We start from the raw sequence: 23397 nt of genomic DNA on the forward strand, positions 1-23397 counted from the left end.
GCGTTGCCGCACGCTCAAAAGCGCGCGCGAACGCCGAGATAGAGGCTGCGGTTGAGTTCGTTGCGCCCGTAGGAAAGCTGGTAGTCCTGATCCAGAGCGTTCACGAGGCGGCCATAAAGCGCGACCCGGCTGGTCAGATCATAGTTTCCGAGGAGATCAAGCGTGACAAAGCCAGGCGTGACGCCGCCATAGCTGGAGGCGTTATCCGACCGGTAGCGCAGACGTGTTGTGAGATCGAACCTGTCCGTCAACTGAGCTGTGGCGCTGGTTGTACCCGAATAGCGCGGACGGCCAAGCCAGAGGCCGGTTTCCTCATTCTGGGCATCCAGCACCATGAAGGATTGGGACAGGCTGAGCCAATCGGTTACCGAATAGCGCAGGCCGAGTTCGGCGCCCTGTTTCTTCGTGCGGCCGAACTGAATATAGCCGCCCGATGGCTTTCCCGGGGGATAGCCAAAGGCGATTTCGTCTTCCACATCGCTGTGGAATACGGAGAATTCCAGCGCAGCCCTGGCCCAGCTGATATCCACGCCGGCATCATAGCCTTCGGAGGTTTCCACTTTCAGGCCGGCATTGCCATATGTGGGGTCAAACAGCTGGTAGAGACCCGGTGCTTTGGCGCCTGTGCCATAGCTGGCGCGCAGCTTCACATCGCCGCCTGCGAGCGTGGCGGGCAGATAATAAGCACCGGTGACGCGATAGGTGTCGAACTGGCCGAAGCGTTCATTGTCGTCGAGACGGCCGGCGACGGTGATCGAAAGGGCTTCGGTGGGCCGGAAGGCAAGTTCGGTGAAGACGGAAGTGGTGGAGATACCTTCGCTGAAATTGCCGGAATAGAGCGTTACCTGATCCGTAGACTCATCTTCCCAGTTGAGACCGGCAGAAATCTGCACCTTGTCGAAGCCCGTATAGCGAGTGATGAACAAGGCTGTGTCCTTGGTGCCGTCATAAAGATCGCCCCCGGAAGAATAGAACGGGCCGAAATAGAGGCGTTCTGCATTATAGCGCGAGAGGGTCAGCTCGTTCTTCCAGGCACTGTCTGGTGTTTCATGCGTCAACTGAACAGCGTAGGCGGTGTCTTTCTTGTCGACCGTGTTGACGCTGTCGCTGGTGGTATTGTCGAGATCGGTGGAGGAGTCGTTATAGAAACCGACAACCTGGCCCGACAGGGTTTCGGAGAGCTGGTAGCCGGCGCGGCCGCTGATGGCCCAGACGGAATAGTCGTCGTCTTCGGTGACAGATAGGCCCGTGCGCGGATCTGCGATGGAGGGGCCTTCCGTCTTTGTGCCCGTCAGCGACAGGCGATAATCGAGCTTGCCCTGCTTGCCGAGCAGCGAGACGCCGCCGCGTTGCAGGAGATGGCCGCCATGTTCGGAGGCCACGCCGAGATAACCGCCTGCTTCGGCTTCCACATTGAAGCGGACGCCTTCTTCGGTAGCGCGCTGGGTGATGATGTTGATGACACCGCCGATGGCATCGGAGCCATAGAGGGAACTCTGATTGCCGCGCAGGACTTCGATACGTTCGACATCCAGCGATGTCATGTTGTCGGAGGAAAACTGCGTGCTGGTTGAACTGGGATCGCCGAGCTTGATGCCGTCGAACAGGAAGAGCACCTGATCATTATCCGACCCGCGGATGCTGACATTTGTGCTGCCGCCGGGGCGGCCGGCGCTGATCTGGACGCCTGGAATATCCTGCAGGGTTTCCTTCAGGGCGATGATCTGGCCGGTTTCCAGGGCCGCGCGATCAACGACGGCAATGGCGCTGCCGATCTCGCGCGGGGCGAGGTTCAGGCGGCTGGCCGTTATGGTGATGGTTTCCTGACGGCTTTCGTCTTCCGTTGACTGAGCATAGGCGAAGAAAAGTGAATTCAGGCTGGCGGCGCCGAGCAAAGCGCCAGTAATTGCTCTCACTGCATGTGAGGACATTGCTATTCTCCATCCGGGGGACAGGTCCCCCGATTGCATCCATACGGATGACCGAACGCGATCACTTTCCGGAGGGCGCCTGCGCGACAGCCGGAAGCGAGGGTGCGTTCAGCACCCGCCTCTCAGATGTCGCCACGACGGAGTTCCGCTCTGCCGACTAGACCCGGTCGGAAGAGGGGCGACAATTTGACGGCAGGTCTCCTGGCTCCCGGTTCATCGCTTCCTCCGCGCCTTCCCAGAACACCCTATCAGGCGCCCCAGTGGCATATCGCGGCAAAGCTCGCCGGTTACAGTTGCGGGTACAGCTGCAGATTCAAAGCTAACGCTCCTCACTGCATTCCCGTTTTAATCCCCCAATAAAGGGGAACCGTCATGAACGCCGATACATTTGGTGGCGGGACTTGTCCAGCCCTATGCTTCGCGCCGGCGCGTGCGATAGAGGATGATGACGAGAAAAGGCGCACCGATAAGCGCGGTGACGACGCCGAGACGCAGTTCATTCGTGGTCGGGATAAGGCGCACGAGGATGTCTGCCGCGGTGAGCAACAGCGCGCCCATGAGCGCCGAAGGCGCAATGAGACGCGAGGGAAGGCTGCCGGCAACACTGCGGGCGAGATGGGGCGCGACGAGACCGACGAAGCCGATCGCGCCGGTGACGGACACGGCGGCGCCGACGCCCAGCGCCACGCTGACAATCAGCCGCATGCGGACCAGTGTGAGATTGTAGCCAAGCGCGCGGGCGGCGTCTTCGCCGAGCGTGAGCGCGTCGAGGGCGCGTCTGTCACTAAAGAGAACCGCGAGGCAGAGCCCGATCAGCGGCACCGACAACCCCACATGCCGCCAGCTGCGATCCTCCGCCGAGCCGAGCAGCCAGAAGGTGATCTCCATCGCCGCGAAGGGGTTTGACGACAGATTGAGGGCAAGCGAAATGCCCGCCCCGGCCAGCGAACCGATGGCGATGCCAGCCAGAATGAGGCTAAGGCCGGAGGCAGAAAACATCGTAAAAACAAAGAGGAGAAGCGTCGCCGCAAGCGCGAACACCGCCGCCATGAGCGGCAGGAAAATGCCCGCGACGCTGGCGAAGCCGAAGTAGAGCGCGACAACGGCGCCAAGCGCGGCGGCGCTCGCGACACCAAGAATGGAGGGCTCTGCCAGCGGGTTGCGCAGGTAGCCCTGGAGCGCCGCCCCTGCCCCGCCGAGCATGGCGCCGACGCCAAGGGTGAGCATGAGGCGCGGCAGGCGCAGCTCCCGGATGATGGTGTTCGTCACCTCGTCTGCATTGCCAAACAGGGCCCGGAAAACCTCTCCGGCACCGATGTCGACAGGGCCGGTCATCAGCGACAGCGCCGCCATGACGAGCAGCGCGCCCGCGCCGATCAGCCATTTGGCAGTATCAGTGACAGCCTGCTCCGGGCGGAGGGGTGCGGCGGAAATCTGCATGGGTGGAACTCGTCAAGATCGATCCGAAGGCATTCCGTCAACTGAGTGTCCCGGAACCCGAGATCGTCCCTTAGACCAGAATGCGCCCCGGCGCCAAGCATGGCTTGCGATTTTTTCCGGTTGTGACATGGCTGCGCCTTCTCATGCGCCGGGAGCAGGTTTTATGAAGCGGAAAGCCCTGATTGCCTCTCTCCTGCTGATGCTCTCCGGCGCTGCCGATGGCGAGGCGCGGCCACACCGGATCGTTTCGCTGAACCTCTGCGCGGATCAGTATCTGATGGAGCTGGCGGACCGGGACCAGGTGGCAGCCCTTTCCCACAATGCGCGCAATCCGGCGCTTTCCTTCAGCGCGGAAAAAGCGAAAGACTGGCCGGTGTCGGACGGCAATGCGGAAGAGCTTACCGTGCTGAAGCCCGACCTCGTGATCGCGAGCCGTATCCGGCGGCCCGAGATTCGCATCTTCCTGGAGACACAGAATATTCCGGTATTGGAGATTGAACCAGCGCATACGCTGGAGGATATCCGCGCACAGACGCGGGCCATCGCCGGGGCCATCGGCGCGCAGGCGCGCGGCGAGGAATTGATCACAGATATCGAGAGGCGGCTCGAGGCCGCACGGGAAGCCGCGCCGGAGGTACGCCCCGCGGCCGCCCATTATCAGCGCCGGGGGTTCATTTCGGGGCAGGCCACCCTGATGTCTGAAATCATGCGCTGGGCCGGCCTTGAGAACATCGCCGGCCGGATGGGCGCACGCCGCACACAGAGGGTCTCTATGGAAGTGCTGCTGGCGGCCCAGCCGGACATCCTTGTGACCGGCGTGCCTACCAGTAACGAGCGGGACATCGGCAAGGAAGTGCTGGACCATCCAGCGCTGAAAACCCTCTATGCCCGGGCCCGCTGGATCGAGATTCCCGAGGCGATGACCGTTTGCGGCGGGCCGTCCTTTCCGGCAGCGGTGGAGGAAATGCAGCGCCAATTCAAGGCATTAGAAGAAGTTCCGCACTAAAACTCGATCCCCGCCTGCGCCTTCACGCCGGAGCGGAAAGGATGTTTCAGGAGGGTCATCTCAGTGACCAGATCGGCCGCTTCGATCAATTCTTCGGCCGCGTTGCGTCCCGTCAGTACGACATGGCTATTTTCCGGCCTGGCGGCGAGCGTTTCCAGAACATCCGCCAACGGAATATAATCATAGCGTAGCGCCACGTTGATCTCGTCACACACGACGAGGCGGATTTCGGGATCGAGGATCATGGCTTTTGCCGCCTCCCAGGCCTTCATGGCAGCCGCGATGTCGCGGGCCTTATCCTGTGTTTCCCAGGTGAAGCCTTCACCCATAGCCTGCATGGTGACGAGATGCGGGAAGGCATCGAAGACCTGTTTCTCACCGGTTGCCCAGGCGCCCTTGATGAACTGGATGATGCCCACCTTCATGTTGTGGCCGATCGCCCGGCAGACCATGCCCATCGCGGCCGTGCTTTTACCTTTACCCTTGCCAGTGTGGACGATGATGAGGCCCTTCTCCACCGTCTTGCCGGAAATGATCTTGTCACGGACGGCCTTTTTCTTTTTCATCTTTTCATTGTGACGGTCATCGTCCTGAGCGGTCATGGGGGGCTCCTCCGGTTTGAGCAATCAGGGTTTCAAGAGTGGGGCGGACGCTGTTGAGGCGGGGCTTCCAGAGGCCCCGCTCCAGCGCCTCCAGAAAACGCGCCGCCATTTCGCGAAGGGCGGCGGGATTATTATCGCGGATGAAGGCGGCAACCCTGCCGTCTGACAGATAGGCGCCGTATAGCATATCGAACTGATGATCCTTGACCGCATCGGTGGTCGCGGCAAAAGCGAAGAGATAATCCAGCGTGGCGGCCATCTCGAAGGCGCCCTTATAGCCGTGGCGTATAGCGCCTTCGATCCATTTGGGATTGGCCGCGCGGGCCCGCACGACGCGGGCAATCTCTTCCGCCAGGGTGCGCACCTTTGGGGTTTCCGGGCGGGAATGATCGGTGTGATAGATCACCGGCATCTTGCCCTTCAAGCCTGCAGCGGCTGCCGCGAGGCCGCCCTCGAACTGGTAGTAATCATCCGAGTCGAGAAGATCATGCTCGCGGTTATCCTGATTGTGGACGATGGCATCGGCGCTGCGGATGCGCCGCTCCAGCGAGGCGCGATCATCCCTGCCCGCCTGACCGCCGCCATAGGCATAGCCGCCCCATTCGAGATAGGCTTCTCCCAACGACCCCCGGTCCTGCCAGATGCCTTCATCGATGAGCGCCTGGAGGCCTGCGCCATATGCGCCGGGCTTAGAGCCGAATACCCGCGCGCCGGCCTGCATGTCGGCTGCGTATTCAGCGTGGCCCTCTGCCATCAGCGCGCTGCGCTCTTCCTGATACCGGGTGGCGAGTGGATTGTCCGCCTCTGGTTCTTCCAGTTTCATGATGGCGCGGGCGGCCGAATCGATCAGGTCCATCTGGTCCTGAAAGGCGTCGCGGAAAAAGCCCGAGACGCGGAAGGTTACATCAACCCTGGGGCGCGCCAGAAGAGCGAGCGGGAGAATTTCAAATCCCGTGACGCGGCGCGACGCATCATCCCATTTCGGGCGGACCCCCATCAGGGCGAGGGCCTGGGCGACATCATCTCCGCCTGTACGCATGTTTGATGTTCCCCACGCGGAAATGGCCATGGCACGCGGCCACATGCCTTCGCGCTGGCGGTAGTCCTCGACCAGAAGCTGGGTCGATTTCCAGCCGAGCGCCCAGGCGGTTCGCGTGGGAACGGAGCGTGTGTCTACGGAGTAAAAATTCTTTCCCGTAGGCAGCACATCCGGGCGCCCCCGCGTGGGCGCGCCGGAGGGGCCGGGCAGAACGAAGCGGCCATCGAGCGCGGCAAGGAGACCGTGAATCTCCTGTTTCCCGCACGCCGTAAGCGATGGCAGCAAGACGCTGCGAACATAGCTCATCACGGCATTCGTTCGCGGCCAGTCCGCCGCTATCGGCGCGCCCTCTACGAGCGCCGCGGCGAGCCCCTCGAGCCGCTCCACGGTATCGCCATGGGTTCGCCAGGCATCCGGAGACAGGGCGGCGAGATGTTGCGGCCGGGGCCCTTCCCAGGCATCTCCGAGACGGCAGTTCAGCGGATCGAAGCCAAGGGCCATATCGGCCGCCAGGGCCCGCAGGAGCGAGGCGTTTGCGCCCTTTCCATCATGACGCGGGGCGCGAGCGATGGCGACGGCGAGATCCGCCAGCAGACGCCCTTCCGGCGCGCGGCCGAAGACATGCAGCCCGTCGCGGATCTGCATTTCCTTCAGCTCACAGAGGTAATTGTCCAGAGCGGCGATGGCCTCGTCTTCGTCTCCGGGCGTGTAGATGCCATCCCGATCAAGGCCGGCACACGCTGCGGCCTCAAGGATTTCGCGGCGCAGAGGCTTCAGCCGCCGTGCATCCAGGCTGGCGGCTTCGTAATATTCGTCCACCAGCGCTTCGAGATCTTTAAGCGGGCCGTAGCTTTCCGCGCGGGTCATTGCCGGTGTGAGATGGTCGATGATGACGGCGCTTGCGCGTCGCTTGGCCTGTGTGCCCTCGCCGGGATCATTGACGATGAAGGGGTATATGTGCGGCAATGGGCCGAGGACCGCCTCCGGATAGCAGGCCTCGGACAGGGCGAGCGCCTTGCCGGGAAGCCATTCTAGATTGCCGTGCTTGCCCATATGGACGATGGCATGGGCCCCGAACGCCCGGCGCAGCCAGGCATAGAAGGCCAGATAGCCGTGAGGCGGGGGCAGGTCCGGACTGTGATAGGTTTCCACCGGATTGATGTTGTAACCGCGCGCGGGCTGGACACCGAGCACAACATTCCCGAAGCGGTGTATCCCGAGCCGGAAACCATCCGCCGACGGCTCAAAGAAGGGATCCTGCTGCGGGGCGCCCCAGCGCGCTGTTATCTGATCGCGGACAGTTTTCGGAAGGGATTCCCAGAAGGCGGTATACTCTGCCAGCGGTAGGATTACGCCGGCCAGTGAAGGGTCTTTGCGGCGGTCATTTGTTGGGCCGCTGAGAAGAAGGTCCATCAGGGCGGCGCCGGAGTCCGGGGCTTGTGGCACTGTGTATCCGGCCGCGCTCAGGGCTTTCATCACTTCAATCGTTCCGGCGGGCGTATCGAGGCCGACGCCGTTGGCGAGGCGGCCGTCACGGTTGGGATAATTGGCAAGGATGATGGCGATCCGGCGGTCTGAAGCGGGCATGCGGCGCAGACGCGCCCAGGCGGCGGCCTGGGCCGCAACGAATGCTGTCCGGTCCGGCAAGGGCACATGCCGGACGCCGGCATGCTGTGTCAGAGCGCTGGAGGCGGCGCGCTCCTTGAAGGCAATGGCGCGGGTCAGGATACGGCCATCGACCTCCGGCAGGGCGACACTCATGGCCACATCGCGCGCGGAGAGGCCGCGCGTGCCGGTGGCCCATTCCTCGCTTGCGCCGCTGCTGAGCACCGCCTGAAGAATGGGGCAGCCGGCACATTCCAGAACCGAGGGTTGGCGGGTTTCGCCGGGAGTGGATACGGCGAAGCCTGTGAGATTCAGGATGATGTCTGGTGATGCCTCGGCAATCAATCTGCTTACGAACGCTTCGCAGAACGTGTCCTTCAGGCTGTGCAGGAAGACCGGTAGGGGATTTAGGCCAGCTTCATGAATGGCGGTGATGAGCGCGTCCAGCGCCTGCGTTTGCCCGGCGAGATAATAGGCGCGATAGAAGATGATCGGGGCGATGGGCGCCTGCCGGCCCCAGAGTTGGGCCATGTCGCTCATAGCGTCCGGCGCGGCGCCGGGCCAGTAGAGACCGGCGCGCGGGATTTCTGCAGGTTCCGGGCCAGGCAAATCCCGCCGGTCAATCATCCAGGCCGTATACTGAAGGAATGCGGAGAGGTTATCCGGCCCGCCTTCCTGAAGATAGACCCAGAGGCGTTCCCGGTCTTCAGGGGAGATGGTTGAAAGTCCTTCAAGGTCCGGATCGGGGCGGCCATCGCCGGGTATCAGGGCGAGCTGGACGTTATTTTCCCGAGCGGCCCTGACAATCTCCGCAACGCCATAGGGCCAGTATGTGCGCCCACCGAGCACCCGCACGCAGACGATTTTGGCGTGAGCAATCACCTTCTGGACATAAAGATCGACAGAGAAATTATGCTGCAGGGTCATCAGATTGGCGAGGCGGAGCGTGGGCGCGCCCTCGCCTGCCCGGCGCTGCGCCACTTCCAGCGCCGACAGATCTGTATCTGCCGCCGAGAGGACAACGATCTCGCCAGGCGACTGGCCGAGATCAACCGGCTCTGAGCCATCGCTGACCTGACCATCCCGAATGTTCAGGAGATGCATCGGCTCAGCCGCCCTTCAGGATCCGCTCGGCATTGGCGCGGTCGAAACCCGAAGCGCCGATGACAACCAGCCGCCCCGCGCGCGGCTCGGCTTCCTTCCAGGCCCTGTCGAAATGCCAGTTCACCCGGGGGCCGACCGCCTGTACCAGAAGGCGCATGTCACGCCCTTCCACCGGCACGAATCCTTTCACCCGGTAGACTTCCTCAGCCTTGGCGAGCGAGGCGATCCGCTGGGCAAGAACTTCCGCTGACGGAACAGAATCCAAGTTCACGACGAAGCTGTCAAAGTCATCATGATCGTGGTCTTCGCCTTCCGCGTCGTGATGCGAATGACGGTGCTCGATCTCGTTTTCGGCGGCAATTCCCAGCCCGAGCAGCGTATCGGCCGGGAGGTTTCCTCTCTCGGCCTGAACGAAATGCACGCCGGGGCGTGTATGTGCGGTCAAATTCCGGCGGACATCTTCAAGCGCATCCGCGGAAACCAGGTCTGCCTTGGTCAGCACGACCATATCGGCGCAATGGAGTTGGTCCTCGAAAAGTTCTTCCAGCGGGCTGTCATGATCCAGCATTTCGTCGGCCGCGCGCTGGGCGCTGAGGGCGTCCTCGTCATGGGCAAATCGCCCCTGCGCCACAGCGTCGGCATCCACAAGCGTCACCACGCCATCGACGGTCACGCGGGTGCGGACTTCCGGCCAGTTGAAGGCTTGGACGAGGGGCTTTGGCAGGGCAAGGCCGGAGGTCTCGATGACGATATGGTCCGGAGGGATGTCCCGCTCGATCAGCGCCTGCATGGTGGGCAGGAAATCATCGGCGACGGTGCAGCAGATGCAGCCATTGGCCAGTTCGATGATGTCATCCTCGCTGCAGCTTTCCACACCGCAGCCCTTCAGGATTTCGCCGTCTACGCCGACGTCCCCAAACTCGTTGATGATGAGGGCAATGCGGCGGCCACCGGCATTTTCGATCAGATGGCGGATGAGTGTCGTTTTTCCTGAACCGAGGAAGCCTGTGATTACGGTGGCCGGAATTTTGCCCGTGTGGGCGGAAGTGTCAGTCATGGCAATGCCTTCGCAGCGATCAGATGGGGGGATCGATCAGCTGAGAGCACGCGCAGACGGCGCAGCAGCGCCGCCTGATTATGGCGGAGAACCAGATTCGCGAAGCGAACCATCCTGTCCACTCTCCCCTCCGGCAGCATTGCGGCAGCCGGGCTCAGGACGCATGGCAGACGGAAGCCACCCCTTGCCGCAGGACAGCAACAGGCAACTTACCGACGCTCACACGTCAGCCAATCACTACTGTCGCCACGACGGAGTTCCGCTCTGCCGACTAGACCCGGTCGGAAGAGGGGCGACAATTTGACGGCAGGTCTCCTGGCTCCCGGTTCATCGCTTCCTCCGCGCCTTCCCAGAACACCCTATCAGGCGCCCCAGTGGCATATCGCGGCAAAGCTCGCCGGTTACAGTTGCGGGTACAGCTGCAGATTCAAAGCTAACGCTCCTCACTGCATTCCCGTTTTAATCCCCCAATAAAGGGGAACCGTCAGAACCTTCGTGTAGGCGCGGCGCGCGCGCCTGTCCAGAGATTTCCGGAAGGCCGCGAAAGACCTCTTCAGTTCTTTCGCGCGGTGAAGGGAGTATAGCTGCGGCAGTTCATGGGCATTCCCATTGATGCCATCATGGCAGCCTGCTCTGGCGGCATGTCGATGTTGAAGGTGAACAGCGAATATCCCCGAATAAGGCGCGGAGTGACCAGCGTATATCCCTGCACAACGCTTGCGCCGCCCCCAGCGCGCTGGTCATCGACCATGGTTCCGCGCCAGCTGTTTTCGCCCACTTTGCTCCAGCGCTGAGATGCATTGCCGGCATCTGCAAGCTTGGATGGGTGGAAACTTCCGCCCCACTGAATATTGCGGGTCGCACTTGTAATCCCGCCGGTATTCATGGGTTTCCCCTTGAGCATCGGGCAGGCGCTGAGATCGCTTGCCGCCATCTGGATGGTCCAGTTGCCATCCTCGGGGGCCATCGCGTCGAACAGTTGCACATCACACTGCCCCATGCCGCCATAGGCAACATTGATCTCTGTACGGTCGGCCCGCGTCCGGTAAGGATCGCGCCCCGGCACCGTCACCATTGTCATGTCCTTGGCGCCTGCCGGCATCTTCTCGCCGGTGATCATCTCCATATCGGCGATGGTGAGATCCGCCAGCCTGCACTGGCACCCGCCCGCCATGGAGCATTTGGCGATGACAAATTCCGCACGCGCCGGAAGCGCCAGGAAGAAAAGGACAACAAGTCCGAATATGATACGCATGGGTCTAGTTCTCCCTGGAAGGATCAAGCAAGGCTTCGAGTTCGGCGCGGGAAAGCGCGCCGCGCTTCATCGGCGTGCCGGAGAGGCGCTTCATGGCGTCATCCGGGCTGGCCGCCGGTTGGCCGCCCCCGCCCTGTGAGGCAGGTTGGGCCACAGGCGTTGCGGGCCCGCTGCCCGTAGCGGCCAGCGTCAGCGTGAAATCATTTGCCTGGCCGGGAAGTATTTCCACCACCGCGCGGTATTCGGTGCCCTTGCCGCTGACTGCGGATACCTCATACCGGCCGGGCTCAAACTCGCCGGTTGCAGCCACCTGTTTCCGCGGCGGAGCCCAGACATCCGTTGCCGGAACATCCAGCGGAATGGCAGACCAGGAAACCGCCTCGCCGGACGCGCCTTTGGGTAGGCGGAAGCTGGCTTTGACAAGGGGTATATCATCCTGCGTGGCTGCGCCTTGCGTAGCCGCAGCCGCGCGGGCGGAGAGTTCCGCGCTGGTCGGCTGCGCGGCATCCTGGAAAGGCACACCGACGCCAAATTTGCGCGAGAATAGGATCTCGTAGCTGCTGGACAAATACCGCAGCTCATAAACACCTGGCTCGGCAGGCGCCGTCAGGCCCATCTTTCCGTTCTTGTGGAGCGCGTAGCCCCAGCTGTTCGTATAGACCTTTCCGGGATCTTCCGGCTTGGCGATTACAATCCGCTGGCTGCCCTGATCGGGGCCTCTCCAGGTGAAATTGAATCGCTTGCCTGGCGCGACCGTTCCGATCGCATCAAAACCACTGGATGGGGCAACAACCTCAATCGGCTGACGCTCCACAACCCCTCTGGAAGGCAACACTAGAATAAGGTCATATTCCCCCGGCTCAGAAGGCGCTGTCACGTGGAAGGGGTTATTGCCCTTGTCGGAAGCGCCCCCTATGACGCTGTAGGATACGCTGGTCGGCGGCGCCGGCGCGCCCCGCCGGGTAAAGCCGGCATAGTCGCTACCCTTGGCAGTACCCTTGTAGGAAACCTTGTACGTATACCCCGCTTCTGCCTTCGGTCCGATATCGAAGAAGGCCTGCGTAGGCGGCGGGGGCTCGGCCTCCGCAATCTGGCCGAGCGCGTCGGACAGCTCCTGCCCCGTCTGCGGGCGGAGCAACAGGCCGCCCGTTGCCTCCGGAATGCAGGCCAGCGCGGATGCTTCCTGCTCGGTCAGGCCAAAGCCCACCACATGCGCGCGGATCTCGATGCCTTCTGCAGCGAGTTCCGCGGCCAAGGCGCAGGGGTCCGCCTTGCAGGTTTCCAGGCCATCGGTGACGAGGATGATATCTGCCCGCTCGGCAGTTTTCGGAATCTGTGTCCGCGCCATGCGGATGGCGTCTGTCAGCGGCGTCATGCCGTTGGGCCGGATCTGGTTGACGCGGGAGGAAAGCGTTGCGGCGTCCTGTACGCCGGTGGGCGCAATCACTTCGATATCCGCGCAATCGCCCCGGCGCCGATGGCCATAGGCGATGACACCGAGGGGTTCGGCCGCGTTGCGTGTACGGAAATATTCTCCCATCACATCGCGCGCCACTTCGATCTTCGTCGTGCCGCCCTTGAGCTGGCCCCACATGGAGCCCGAAGCATCAAGGATCAGGACGGAGGCACTCTCGGCCTCCTGCGCCTGGACGGTCAGAGCCGGGCTGACAGCCAGGATCGCAGCCGCAGAAAGGCCTGCGCGTAACGCATGGCGCCGGCTGGGGAGCCATTGGGGCATACGGATTTTCATTCTGATCCCTCCTCTGCCCCGACGCGCGAGAAGCGCAGAACGGGCGAGATTATGTTTTCGGCAGCTGGAATAGTGAGCGTGGCGGTCCACCCCTCCGGGCCGCCGGAAGGATTGGCCAGTTCCACATCAATCGAACCTGACAGCCGGCCGGCCTCGTTGAGGACCAGCCGGGCGCTTCCCGAGGAGGCCGTGCTGATCGCCAGACGGCGCGGACTGCCTGCCTCATCCCGATCCCAGATCTGGTAGGCCGCGATGAAACTCCCATCGGCGGCCGCGTCCATGTCCGCTTCCGGTACGATGGGAACTTCGCTTCCATCGGCAACCCCGTTTCCGAGGGCAACGGCCACCAGGCAGAGATAGGACACGTCATCTTCCGCCGCGGCGACAATTGCCCCCTGCACACCAGCATTCAAGCCGCCTTCCGCATCAGCGCCAAACACGCTGCCGCCGAAGAATTCCCCCTCAAGGCCGCCGCTGAACTGCCCCCGCGCCACGGGCGCATCGGGGTTGGCAGCCGTGATCTCCCTCAGCCGGGGACCGGTCATTTCCGCGGGCATCAGCTCACAAGATTGCGGGCCCAGCTGCTCGAAAATGAATTCGGCGATGGAGGGTTTGTCCTCCGCCTGCGCGCATCCGGTAAGCACCAGAAACGCGCAGGCGGAGAACGTCAGGGTACGTCCCACAGCCTGAACCATTACCACCCCCAGCTCACGCCGGCGCGGCCACCTACCTGGCCGGAGCGCAGGCCCGCGCCAACGCCAACATTGACGAAGACGTTTTCACGGACTTTGCCGATGGCGCCGAAGCCTGCCGCGCTGGAATTGTCGAAATAGCCAAGATTGGCCGAAACGGCGAATTCCTGATCAGGTTGCAGCACCTGCGCGCCGCCGAGCGCCATTGCCATGGCGACCCCATCGGCCTGCTTACGGAACCGCTCACCCGTCTGACGGACGGAGGTTTCCAGCCCGTCCACCCGCGCAAACCAGGGCTCCATGTCCATAGTGGCAAGGTTGCCCGCACCATCTGCAGTGACCGCATAAACCGGGCCGGACTGCGCGGCGCGGCTCTCTGCCGAGTTGATCCCTGCAAGTGTGTAAGTGTTGCTGGCCGAACCAATGGCCACCTGATTGGCGCGGGTGGTTTCTACGCCCTGCCCGATGGCCACGGAATTGTCGAAGCCAGCAATCGCCCCCTGACCAATGGCCGTAGACTGAGCACCCGTTGCCTGCGCGCCGGCGCCGAGGGCCGTGCTGCCCGCCTGGCTGGCATTGGAGGCCGCGCCAAGGGCCAGCGCGTCAGAGGCGCCGGTCGTCCCAACAGTCGCGCCCGATTGCAGATTAGCCAACTGCGTGGCGGCGTCCTGAAGTGCTGTCTGCAGCGTCGTGAGCTGGGCCTGAAGCGCGGCAATTTCCGCCGCATTCGGCCCGCCACCACCGCCGCCGGCATTGATAGCGGCGATATCGGTGGTGTTGGTGCCCAGCTGCGAACTGATGGCGCTGATCGCGCCGGTGACGCTGCCATAATTCGTTCCGAGAACGGAGAAGGTAGGCGAGGTAAACGTCGCCGAAACTGGGTCCCAGGCCGCCCCGCCGCCTAACGCCAAAGCAATTGGCGTCAGGTCTGCACTGGCCCCGCCGCCAGCCACAGTCGCCATCGCCGCAGAAAGCTGACGCAGGTTTACAGCATCGGTCGCAGCAATGGCATCGGCCACATGGATCAGGTTACGTTCATTGCCGTCCGAGCCGATAGAGACCGAATACTCCCGGTCGGCAAGGGCTTCATAGCCTATGGCCGTCGCGCCCAACGCCGTTGCGGTTGACCGTACCCCGAAGGCAGAGCTGTATTCGGCGCCAGCAATGTTCAGAAATCCGAACGCGACACTGCGATCTCCGTTGGCGGAGTTAAAATAACCATAGGCACTGCTGCTGTCGCCATTGGCCGAATTGATGAAACCAAACGCATTACTGGCATTGCCGATAGCGGCCGAACCATTGCCGAAAGCAGAGCTATACTCTCCATACGCCGAGTTCAGACGGCCAAAGGCGTTGCCACCAATGGCATCCACAGTGTTCCTGCTACCAAACGCGCCCCCTTCCAGCGCATTTGAATAGTTGAACCAGCCAAAAGCGAGAGCTTCTTCACCGTTCGCAACGTTTTCTCCGCCAACTGCGACGGAATTGAAACTACTGGCGCCATTGAACGCCCCTAGCGCCACGGACTGAAAACCGGTTGCTGTATTCACATATCCGAACGCAGAGCTGTTGGCGCCGATAGTAGAGTTGGAAGACCCAAAGGCCGAGCTCCGTATACCGGTCGCAATGTTGCCTGCGCCAAATGCTATTGAATCTAGACCTGTGGCGTCATTGCTCCTGCCGATCGCCGCACCATAGTCGCCTGATACAAAGTTGTTGGAGCCGATGGCTGTACCATACTCGGAAGCGGCACGGTTATTCCGTCCTACCGCCACCCCATTGGTTTCGTCAGCCGCATTATCAGCGCCCAAAGCTACGCTGTATCTGCCCGCCGCCGTATTGAAGTAGCCAAACGCGCTACTATAGTCCCCTAAGCTTTCACTGCCCGCACCGAAAGCGCTACTCACCATCCCCAGGGCCGTATTGCCATTCCCATAAGCGGAACTCCAAACACCGTCGGCGAGGTTGTCATAACCATAAGCGCTTGAGGTTTCTTCGCACGCGGCATTGCCCTCTCCATCCTGCGATCCCTCGGGCGGAAAACCGTCCAGACAGACGCGCCCCTGTGCCTGAGCGCCCTGCGCGGCGCCAAGCGCAACGGCCAGAAGAGAGGCGCCCACCGCCCAGCGGGCGTTGCGTCCGGATACAGATTTTCGGCTGATGGCTGTCATTGAGATAACTCCTGTTCCCCTAAGGCTCGTGACGGATGGGCCGCGATTTTTCGGGCGCATTCAAAAGCCAGAACGGGATGCCAGCCTCAGACCGGACATGGCCTGCGCGGAGCTTTCACAATCCGGGATGATTTTTTTCTGGCCTTTAGCGATTCCGCTGGTACGTATAATCGTGAGTGTGGGTCGGGGGACGGCGCTGCGGAGGGTGCCTTTTCTGATGTACAATCAAGGTTCTGGACGGCCGCCAGAGATTCTGGCCGCTGCAGACAGGCTCGTTCCGGCATTGTGGGAAGATCTGCGCCGGGTCGCCCGGCGCGAGCGCCGCCGTGTTGGCGCAGGACACACACTGCAAACCACGGCGCTGGTCAGCGAGACCTGGCTGAAACTGCGCCGCAAGGAAAACTTTCTCGACGATCAGCACTTCCTGCGCGCTGCTGCAATCGCCATGCGTTCAGTTCTTATCGATCATGCGCGGGCACGGCTTGCAACAAAAAGGGGATCTGGAAAAATAGATCCGCTTACAGATGACATTGAGCCTTTCTGGGAAAGCGACGAACGCCTGGTCGAACTGGATGAGGCGCTGACACGGCTGGGCAAGCTCAGCCCTCGCCTGGCTGAGGTGGTCGAACTTCGGTTTTTTGGCGGATATACCGAAATTCAGGCGGCAGACATTCTTGGCGTGACAGACCGCACCATAAGGCGTGACTGGATCAAGGCCCGCGCCTGGCTTTACCGTGAATTGTCAGGCACGCCGATTGAGCCGCCTGAGCTTACGGAACTAGGCCAAAACGGTCCCGCAGGGTCCGAATAACCTCCATCTGGCTGGCCGCGCCTGCGCCCAGCGGCGCCAATGCCAGCTCTGCCTGCGCCAACAGACCGGCCGCCTGCTGCGTGTCGCCCTTCTCTGCAAAGGCCCGCGCCATCATGATCGCGATAATGCCGGCGGCCGGATGGGCCTCTCCGACAGCTTCGGTCACGCGCGTATAGCCATCCTCCGCGACACGGAATGACAGGAGCTGTTCCCCCGCATCGCTGAGTGCCTCACTGACCCCTGCAATGGCAGAGGCATAGTGGATGCTGCCCGGCCCGGCATGTTCGAGGGCCATGTCTGCCCCTTCGCGAAGATAGGGCAGCGCATCTTCCGGCCGGCCAAGCCGCAGCAGCGTCTTGCCGTAATTGTTGAGCAAGGCAGACGTCGCCGCTGAGGCCCCATACAACGCCCTACGCAGATAGACGGCCTCCCGGAACAGAGGCTCGGCCGCTTCGGGCCTTCCGGACAGCGTTTCAATCGCGGCGAGATTGTTCAGGGTGTTGAGGGCGTCCGGGCTATTGTCGAGCGCGGCCACCCGCCACACTTCCAGCGCCTGGCGAAACGCTGCTGCGGCCTCGTCCCGCCGGCCTGCAGCCGTCAGCATGACACCAAGGTCGTTATGGAATACGCCGGTATGCCGATGATGTGCGCCGCTTAACCGGACGCGCTCAGGCAGGTGCGCCTGAAGCAGGGATATGGCACCCTCTATATCCCCCCTGTCGCGCAGAATCCGTGCCTCCACCAGCCGGCTATCCACCAACCGCCGCCGCCAGAGTGCAGCATCCCTGTTCCAGAATTCCTGGGCCAGTGTCAGCTGTTCCTCGGCCGCCTCAAGGTCTGCTGTACGCAGATGATATTGCGCCAGGTCGTATTGCGCCGCCGCGCGCACGCCCGGCTCTGTTTCAGACGCCTCAACGATGCGCTTCAGGAGCGGCGCTGCCGCCTCATAGTCGCCGAGATAGAGGTAAAGCTCCGCCAGCGTGTGCATGACGGGACCTCCCTTGGCCGCATCATTGGCGAACATCTCTGTCACCTGGCCCGCCGCCGTTTCGAGAATCTCCCGCGCGCTGGTTTCTGTGCCGCCAGCGGTATCTGCCGCGTCGCGCAGCATGAAATAGAGATATTGCTGGACGGCCTCGAGGCGCGACTGTTCCCGCAGAGCTGTGTCACGCTCGATACGGGCTTCCTGTGCCTGCCAGAGCGAAGCGCTGAGGCCGAGACCAAGACTGGCCACAAGGGCCGCTGCCGCCGCCACCTGCCACCGCCGGCGCAACAGGAACCTGCCGGTCGCATAACCCCGTTCCTTCAGACGCGCTGACACCGCGTCTCCGGCAAGCGCTCTGGTTAAATCCTCCCGGAACGCGTCCACTGACGGATACCGGTCCGCCGGCTTCTTGGACAGCGCCTTGGCCAGCACCGCATCAAGATCGCGGATCAGAGCGCTGCCCGGCTTCGATGTGCGCGTTGAGAGCGCCACAGGCATTTCTTCTGCTGCGCGGCGGGCGGCAGTCTGGACGGGTGCCCCGGACAGGGCGAGCGGCGGCTGACCTGCCAGCAATGCATAGAGGGTCGCGGCCAAGCCATAGACATCGCTGGCTGCGGTGGCCGGTTCACCGGCGAGCAACTCGGGGGCCGCATAGTCCAACGAGAGCGGCGCTGTGCCCAGCTCATCGCCGCCAGCCAACCGGGCGACGCCGAAATCGATCACCCGCGCCCGGCCGGCCTCATCGATCAGAATGTTCGATGGCTTGATGTCGCGATGAACGATCAGCTTGCCATGCGCATGCACCATCGCTTCGCAGGCCTGCACGACCATGGCGACAATCTCTCGCGGCGCGGCATCCTGCTGACGTGCCCATACATCAATGGGGGCCCCGTTGGCATATTCCATCACCATCCATGGCCGCCCGTCCGGTCCGCCGCCCCCATCCAGAAGGCGCGCTATGCCGGGATGCTCCAGCCGCGCCAGGAACTGGCGTTCGCTCTCGAACAGGGCCCAATGCTCTGGCGCCAGCGGCTGCATCAGCTTGAGCGCTGCTTCCTGCTCATAGAGGCCATCTGCGCGATGCACGCGGTAAACAGTGCCCATCCCGCCGCGCCCGATGACAGAATCGATACGCCAGGCGCCCAGCCGCGCGCCCACCGGCATCAAGGCACTCTCCTCTCCCATCAGGGGGGGCTCAAGGAACTGCTCGCTGTCGCCGGCGAAATCGAGGAGAGAGAGCACCTCCGCGATCAGCGCGGCATCTTCCGTCTGTGCACGCACGAAAACAGCGCGTTCCTCAGGGGGCAATTCCAGAGCCGCATCCAGAAGCGCCTCCACCTGCGGCCAGTTCGGCATATTATGATTCATTCGCTCTTTCCCGCGGCGCGCAGGAATGGTTCACCATTTTGCCGGTGGATTCAAACATTTCCGTTCGTCGGGCCTGAAAAATCCAGGCTGGCGGGGAATCTTTTTCCCGAATGTCCGGAATGGCTCCGGCCCTGCGTTCTTTCTCTCAAGCAGGCACATCTGCACTGAACAAAGGAGAGACAGAATGGCAAAGGCAACCGCATTTGGAGCGCCGGCGCTCCTCATCGCTGCCCTGATGTTGACAGCGTGCGGAGATAGCACCACCGGCGCTTCCGCCTCCAGCGGCAGGAAGGTGGAAGGCCCCTCCGAGCCCGCCAGCAGTCCGTCCCGGATCGTGGAACCCGGCACTGAAGGCGCCATCGCGGTGACCATCAACGCCACCACCGAGTTCGACGCGGGCTGTATGCTCAACCCCAGCCTGGAGAACCCCAGCGGCGAGCAATTCACCCTCTACGCCGATATTGGCGGCCGCCGCGGCGAGGCGGGCGCTGTCAGCGCGCTGCTTTCCGGAGAAGACGCCCTCACCATGGAAATTACCGGCTACACTGATTTCGGCGGACAGATCGGCCCGACAGGACTCAGCGGCCGCTGTGAAGTGCTCGATCTGGTCATCGGCAATGTGCGTTGCCGCGAAGGCGTCGGCATGGAAGGAAAGATCGGCCCCTGCCCGGCGCCGGTCAGCTTCAGCATTGCGCCGATTGTCCGCTCCCTGCGGACTAAATAGCAATTTCCGGGATTATCCTGACCCGCGAGTTATCCGGGACACCGCTGCTCTGAACACACGGTGTCCCGGAAGGCTGCGCAATCTGGCGAAGGCAGGGCTGTCTTCGCCGTTCACTGCTGCTGAACGGCAAATGCCTTTCCGGCCCACTCGGCAGGATCGACACCGGATACGGTCTGGGTCACACGGCCCTCGGCTGTCAGGAAGGTAACCTCGACCGTGACGGGCGAGAGGTCCTTCAGGCCGAAGTGCACCGGGATGGCGCTCTGGGCGTTGTAGCCCCCGCCTGTATGCACCAGCCGCGTGGCGAGGATGTTGCCAGCCCCATCATAAAGACGGACCTCCGCCCCCGGAACAACACCGGTTCCGGCCTTGTTCAGCACCATGACATTGAGCGCGCGGCCCGCCGCCATACCGAAAAGTTCGTTGCGGAAGACGAAGTGCCCTCCCTCCGGGCCATAGCCATCGGTCAGCGACAGATCGAGCCCGCCATCCTGATCATAGTCCACCCAGATGGCGCCATGATCGCCCGCGTTCATGGGGTGATCGAGGGGCAGGATATTGGTGAACCCGCCCTGGCCATCATTCAGATAGAGATAGTTGACCGGAACCTGCTCTCCAAAGGGTCCTTCATAGCCGACCACGAAAAGATCGAGATGACCATCATTGTTGAAGTCTCCCCAGTCGCCGCCCACGGCATGATCGGGCTCTGCCACGCCAAAGGCTTCGGTGACATCTTCGAACGTGCCGTCACCCTTGTTGCGATAGAGCTTGTTGGGACCGTAATTGATGAAATAGACGTCGAGCAGGCCGTCATTGTCGAAATCGCCGACAGCGCAGCCGACGCCGCCTTCCTGCTGCGTGCGGCCTGAAGTTTCGATGCCGATCTCAGCGGCAACATCGGTGAAACCCACGCCATCATTGCGCCAGACGGCATCTTCGGCGCCGGACTGGTTGGTCAGGAAGAGGTCAATCCTGCCATCTTGATTATAGTCAAACCAGCAAGCGCCGACCGTGGGGCGGGGATCGCTCGGGCCTTCGCCGGTGAAGACTTCGGTGAACAGGCCGTCTGTATTCTGATAAAGCTTGTTCCCCCCGGCGCGGTTTGCCGAATAGACATCCAGATCGCCGTCATTGTCATAGTCGACCCAGTTGGTCTGACGGGCCGAGCGGCCGGGGATCGTCAGGCCAATCTCGGCGGCAACATCGGTGAACCCCTGCCCGGACTCGTTGCGGAAAACGCGGCTGAGTTCTTCCGGCGAAGTGGCTCCGGCCATAAGATCCGGATAGCCATCCCCGTTGAAGTCACCCCAACTCAGGCCACGGAATTCCGGGCCCGACACTGGCAGGCCGAGGGCTTCGCCGACGCTGGTGAAGACGCCGCTATCCTGTTTGTAGAGACGGATCGCGCCGCCTTTCACGGAGACGGCGAGATCAAGCTGCCCATCGCCGTCGAAATCGGCCCAGGCATTGGAGAGGGAGCCGGCCTCGCCGAAGAGCTCCGGCTGGACCGGGACGAAGGGCAACAGCGGCCCGGTCTCTTCGGCTGCCGGAGCAGCAGGCACGGTTTCGGCAAGCTGGGGCGCTTCAGGCGTTGCCGCGCAGGCCGCCGCCAGCAGCGGAAGCACGGCCGGCAGGTATTTCAGACGATATCGCATGATTTCTGTTCCGTTATCGGATTAACGATTGAGCGGCGTGCGTTCGGAAAGATTGGCTTCGACCTGATCGCGCAGCAGCCAGAGCTCACGATATTTTCCTTCCGAGAGCATCTCCAGCTGGTCGCTGTAATGGGCGGTGCCGGGCTGGCGGGAGTTGCCATAGCTCATCAGGCCGTAGGCCTTCACGGGCGTTGAAAACTCGATCATCGCCACCCAGGTTTCCCCATGCGTGGGCGTGCGCACGCCTTCGCCGTTCGGGTCCGACCAGGTGATGACGTGGAAGGCGCCCAGGTTTCCAAAACCGCCATGGCCAGGCACATCCACATCCTCAAGGATGAAGCGCGACACCTCGCCATAGACGGGATCGATCCGCCCATATTTCTCCTTGGTCGACGCAATTGCCTTTCGCAGCTGCTCGACGGCAGCAGCCGGGTCCTTGAGGCCTGAAGGCGTGTTGATCGGATTATCCGCCGACCAGGGCACGGCAAAGCCTGCCTGCCCGGTCATGCGCGGGCCGGAAAAGAGTTTTGCCCATTCCTCGAAAAGAACGCCGGCGCGATTATCGCTGGAGAATGTGCGGTCCCAGTCGGACAGGATCTGGACGGCAACCTGCATCTCCGGGTCCGGATCATTGGCGGCAGCGGCCAGCAGATCAGGCAGTACGCGGTCCGCCATCAGCGCATCAGCGGAGAGCTTCAGCTCGACGAAATCGTCCAGGGTGAGGCTCTCTGCCTCCGCCATCATCCGGATGGATTCCTGGGCCCGCATGGAGAGCGGCGTGCGCGGGGCGAGATAGGGCGGGAAGTCTTCCGGCTTGTAGGCGACAGGATAGGTCGCCTCCCATGGCGGATCGTTGGAGTTTTGAACAAATCCGGTCGCGGGATCTGTCACGCGCGGAAGATCTTCGAAGGGGTGAACCTCCGTCCAGAGATATTCGGACGTATCGCCCGGCACGAGGCCCTGCCAGAAGGCAAGATCACCCGAAGCGCGCTTAGGCGCGATGCCGTTGAAGGTGTATTCGATATGCCCGTCGCGATCTGCGTAGGAGATATTGAAGGTCGGCACCTGCAGGCGGCTCATCGCGGCGTCGAAATCCGCGTAGCTGTCGGCGGTGACCATGTCGAAATACTGTTCCAGCATGCCGCCCCGGTCGAGGCCGGCAACGCGCAGGGCAACCGCCGTGCCGTCGGGCTTGTCGAAGACCGGGCCATGAAGGGTGGAGCGCACTGAGACGGGCACATCCAGCAGGCTGCCATCTTCCTGGCGGAGCTTGTATCCGGTTTCGCGAACCTCGAAGGGCAGCACTTCTCCGTCAAAAAGATAGCCATTGTCTTGCAGCGTCAGCTGATAGGTGGTGGCGCCCAGCATTCCGTTGACGGTATTTGAGATACCCATCTGCTGGTTGAAGGCAAAGCGGATGACCGGCAGGCCGATCTGTGTGGCACCATAGATTTCGAAGTCGGGGCCTGTGAGGTGGGCTTCGTAATAGATGAAATATCCCGTTCCCCAGGGAAGGTGCGGATTCTGCAGCAGCAGCGTATTGCCAGATGCCGTCTTCGAGCCCGAGACAGCCCAGGTGTTGGAGCCCTGCTCGGAAAGCTCGGGCGGATCGCCCTCCCCTGCCACCCGGCCGGGCGAGGCAACGTAGATGAAGTTCATCAGGCGGTGGGCATGGGCGACAACATCCACGCCGCTGACCGGAAGGACGATGGCGAGTTCAGGGTCAATCGCTTCGGGATGAGCAGCCGCATAGGAGTTCATGCCTTCGGCGAAAGCATCGATCTTTGCACGGAACTCCGGCGAATAGGCATCATACCATTGCTGCGCGCGTGCGGGCACGTCGTTCATGACGAGCCATTTGGTGGTCTCTTCATACTCAGCGCCCCAATATTCGGCGCCCTTGCCACGCGCTTCGCCATAGAGGCGCAGCACCGTGTTGGCGTGGCTGGCGACCTGTGCCCAGCCATAGCCGTAGAATACGGTCTCGGCATCCGGACCATAGATGTGCGGCACGCCATAGGTATCCCAGAGAATCTCGGCCTGAAGCGGCGCGGGCGCGCTCTCCTCGGCGAGGGTTGATGCGGCGTCTCCGCCGCTTGCGCATCCTGCGAGCCCGAGCTGGGCCATCACCAGCAAGCCGGCCGCAGCTAACCTCAATTGTTTCATCCCTCAAATCCTCTCAATTTTATCTGCCTGCAGAAT

The 23397-nt window shown here is 62.4% G+C and carries 15 protein-coding genes and 2 riboswitches; of the genes, 3 read left to right on the forward strand and 12 right to left on the reverse strand.

Annotation, left to right across the window (positions count from 1 at the left end):
* Positions 1-14 precede the first annotated feature (14 nt).
* Both BBF93_RS12265 and BBF93_RS12270 read right to left on the reverse strand, forming a co-directional pair.
* Positions 15-1931 carry a TonB-dependent siderophore receptor gene (locus BBF93_RS12265; protein WP_162786543.1) on the reverse strand — a complete coding sequence of 639 codons (1917 nt, stop codon included), beginning with the start codon at positions 1929-1931 and terminating at the stop codon, positions 15-17.
* A gap of 173 nt (positions 1932-2104) precedes the next feature.
* Positions 2105-2318, reverse strand: a riboswitch (cobalamin riboswitch).
* Between the two features lie 24 nt (positions 2319-2342).
* The gene (locus tag BBF93_RS12270; RefSeq protein WP_233349113.1) at positions 2343-3371 is read right to left on the reverse strand and encodes an iron ABC transporter permease; all 1029 of its coding nucleotides are present in this window, start codon (positions 3369-3371) and stop codon (positions 2343-2345) included.
* 163 nt (positions 3372-3534) lie between these two features.
* Between BBF93_RS12270 and BBF93_RS12275 the strand changes: the two genes are divergently transcribed.
* Positions 3535-4377, forward strand: a complete 843-nt coding sequence (locus BBF93_RS12275; protein WP_162786544.1) for an ABC transporter substrate-binding protein — start codon at positions 3535-3537, stop codon at positions 4375-4377.
* Here the strand turns inward: BBF93_RS12275 and cobO are convergent.
* The 7 genes from cobO to BBF93_RS12310 all read right to left on the reverse strand — a co-directional run bounded on the left by cobO (position 4374) and on the right by BBF93_RS12310 (position 15652).
* Positions 4374-4979 carry a cob(I)yrinic acid a,c-diamide adenosyltransferase gene (cobO, locus tag BBF93_RS12280; protein ID WP_114106095.1) on the reverse strand — a complete coding sequence of 202 codons (606 nt, stop codon included), beginning with the start codon at positions 4977-4979 and terminating at the stop codon, positions 4374-4376. The genes BBF93_RS12275 and cobO overlap by 4 nt on opposite strands.
* Positions 4960-8727, reverse strand: coding sequence for a cobaltochelatase subunit CobN (gene cobN, locus BBF93_RS12285; RefSeq protein ID WP_114106096.1), 3768 nt, complete (start codon positions 8725-8727; stop codon positions 4960-4962). Before cobN ends, cobO begins: the two co-directional genes overlap by 20 nt.
* Before the next feature lie 4 nt (positions 8728-8731).
* Entirely contained in the window at positions 8732-9784 is a 1053-nt protein-coding gene (gene cobW / locus BBF93_RS12290) for a cobalamin biosynthesis protein CobW (RefSeq protein WP_114106097.1), read from the reverse strand.
* A 287-nt stretch (positions 9785-10071) separates the two neighbouring features.
* Positions 10072-10285, reverse strand: a riboswitch (cobalamin riboswitch).
* A 52-nt stretch (positions 10286-10337) separates the two neighbouring features.
* A complete protein-coding gene (locus BBF93_RS12295) occupies positions 10338-11039 on the reverse strand; it encodes a hypothetical protein (RefSeq protein ID WP_114106098.1) in 702 nt (233 codons plus the stop codon).
* Positions 11040-11043: 4 nt separating this feature from the next.
* Complete coding sequence (locus BBF93_RS12300) at positions 11044-12789, reverse strand: VWA domain-containing protein (RefSeq protein WP_114106099.1); 1746 nt, start codon at positions 12787-12789, stop codon at positions 11044-11046.
* Positions 12786-13484, reverse strand: coding sequence for a hypothetical protein (locus tag BBF93_RS12305; protein ID WP_114106100.1), 699 nt, complete (start codon positions 13482-13484; stop codon positions 12786-12788). The genes BBF93_RS12300 and BBF93_RS12305 overlap by 4 nt, the downstream gene beginning before the upstream one ends.
* A complete protein-coding gene (locus BBF93_RS12310; RefSeq protein ID WP_162786545.1) occupies positions 13484-15652 on the reverse strand; it encodes a YadA-like family protein in 2169 nt (722 codons plus the stop codon). Before BBF93_RS12310 ends, BBF93_RS12305 begins: the two co-directional genes overlap by 1 nt.
* On the opposite strand from BBF93_RS12310, the gene BBF93_RS12315 reads away from it, so the two are divergent.
* On the forward strand, positions 15642-16463 hold the full coding sequence (locus BBF93_RS12315) for a sigma-70 family RNA polymerase sigma factor (RefSeq protein ID WP_233349114.1): 822 nt from the start codon (positions 15642-15644) through the stop codon (positions 16461-16463). The two genes, BBF93_RS12310 and BBF93_RS12315, sit on opposite strands and share 11 nt — an antisense overlap.
* Here the strand turns inward: BBF93_RS12315 and BBF93_RS12320 are convergent.
* Positions 16423-18816: a serine/threonine-protein kinase gene (locus BBF93_RS12320; protein ID WP_114106103.1), complete on the reverse strand. Its 2394-nt coding sequence runs from the start codon at positions 18814-18816 to the stop codon at positions 16423-16425. The genes BBF93_RS12315 and BBF93_RS12320 overlap by 41 nt on opposite strands.
* A 184-nt stretch (positions 18817-19000) precedes the next feature.
* Here BBF93_RS12320 and BBF93_RS12325 point away from each other — a divergent pair, with 184 nt between their 5' ends.
* Complete coding sequence (locus tag BBF93_RS12325) at positions 19001-19540, forward strand: hypothetical protein (RefSeq protein WP_114106104.1); 540 nt, start codon at positions 19001-19003, stop codon at positions 19538-19540.
* Between the two features lie 110 nt (positions 19541-19650).
* Here BBF93_RS12325 and BBF93_RS12330 read toward each other — a convergent pair whose 3' ends face one another.
* Entirely contained in the window at positions 19651-21195 is a 1545-nt protein-coding gene (locus tag BBF93_RS12330; protein WP_114106105.1) for a CRTAC1 family protein, read from the reverse strand.
* A gap of 21 nt (positions 21196-21216) precedes the next feature.
* The gene (locus tag BBF93_RS12335) at positions 21217-23361 is read right to left on the reverse strand and encodes an acylase (RefSeq protein ID WP_114106106.1); all 2145 of its coding nucleotides are present in this window, start codon (positions 23359-23361) and stop codon (positions 21217-21219) included.
* Positions 23362-23397: the final 36 nt, after the last annotated feature.

The organism is Hyphomonas sp. CACIAM 19H1 (assembly GCF_003325995.1).
Lineage (GTDB): Bacteria > Pseudomonadota > Alphaproteobacteria > Caulobacterales > Hyphomonadaceae > Hyphomonas > Hyphomonas polymorpha.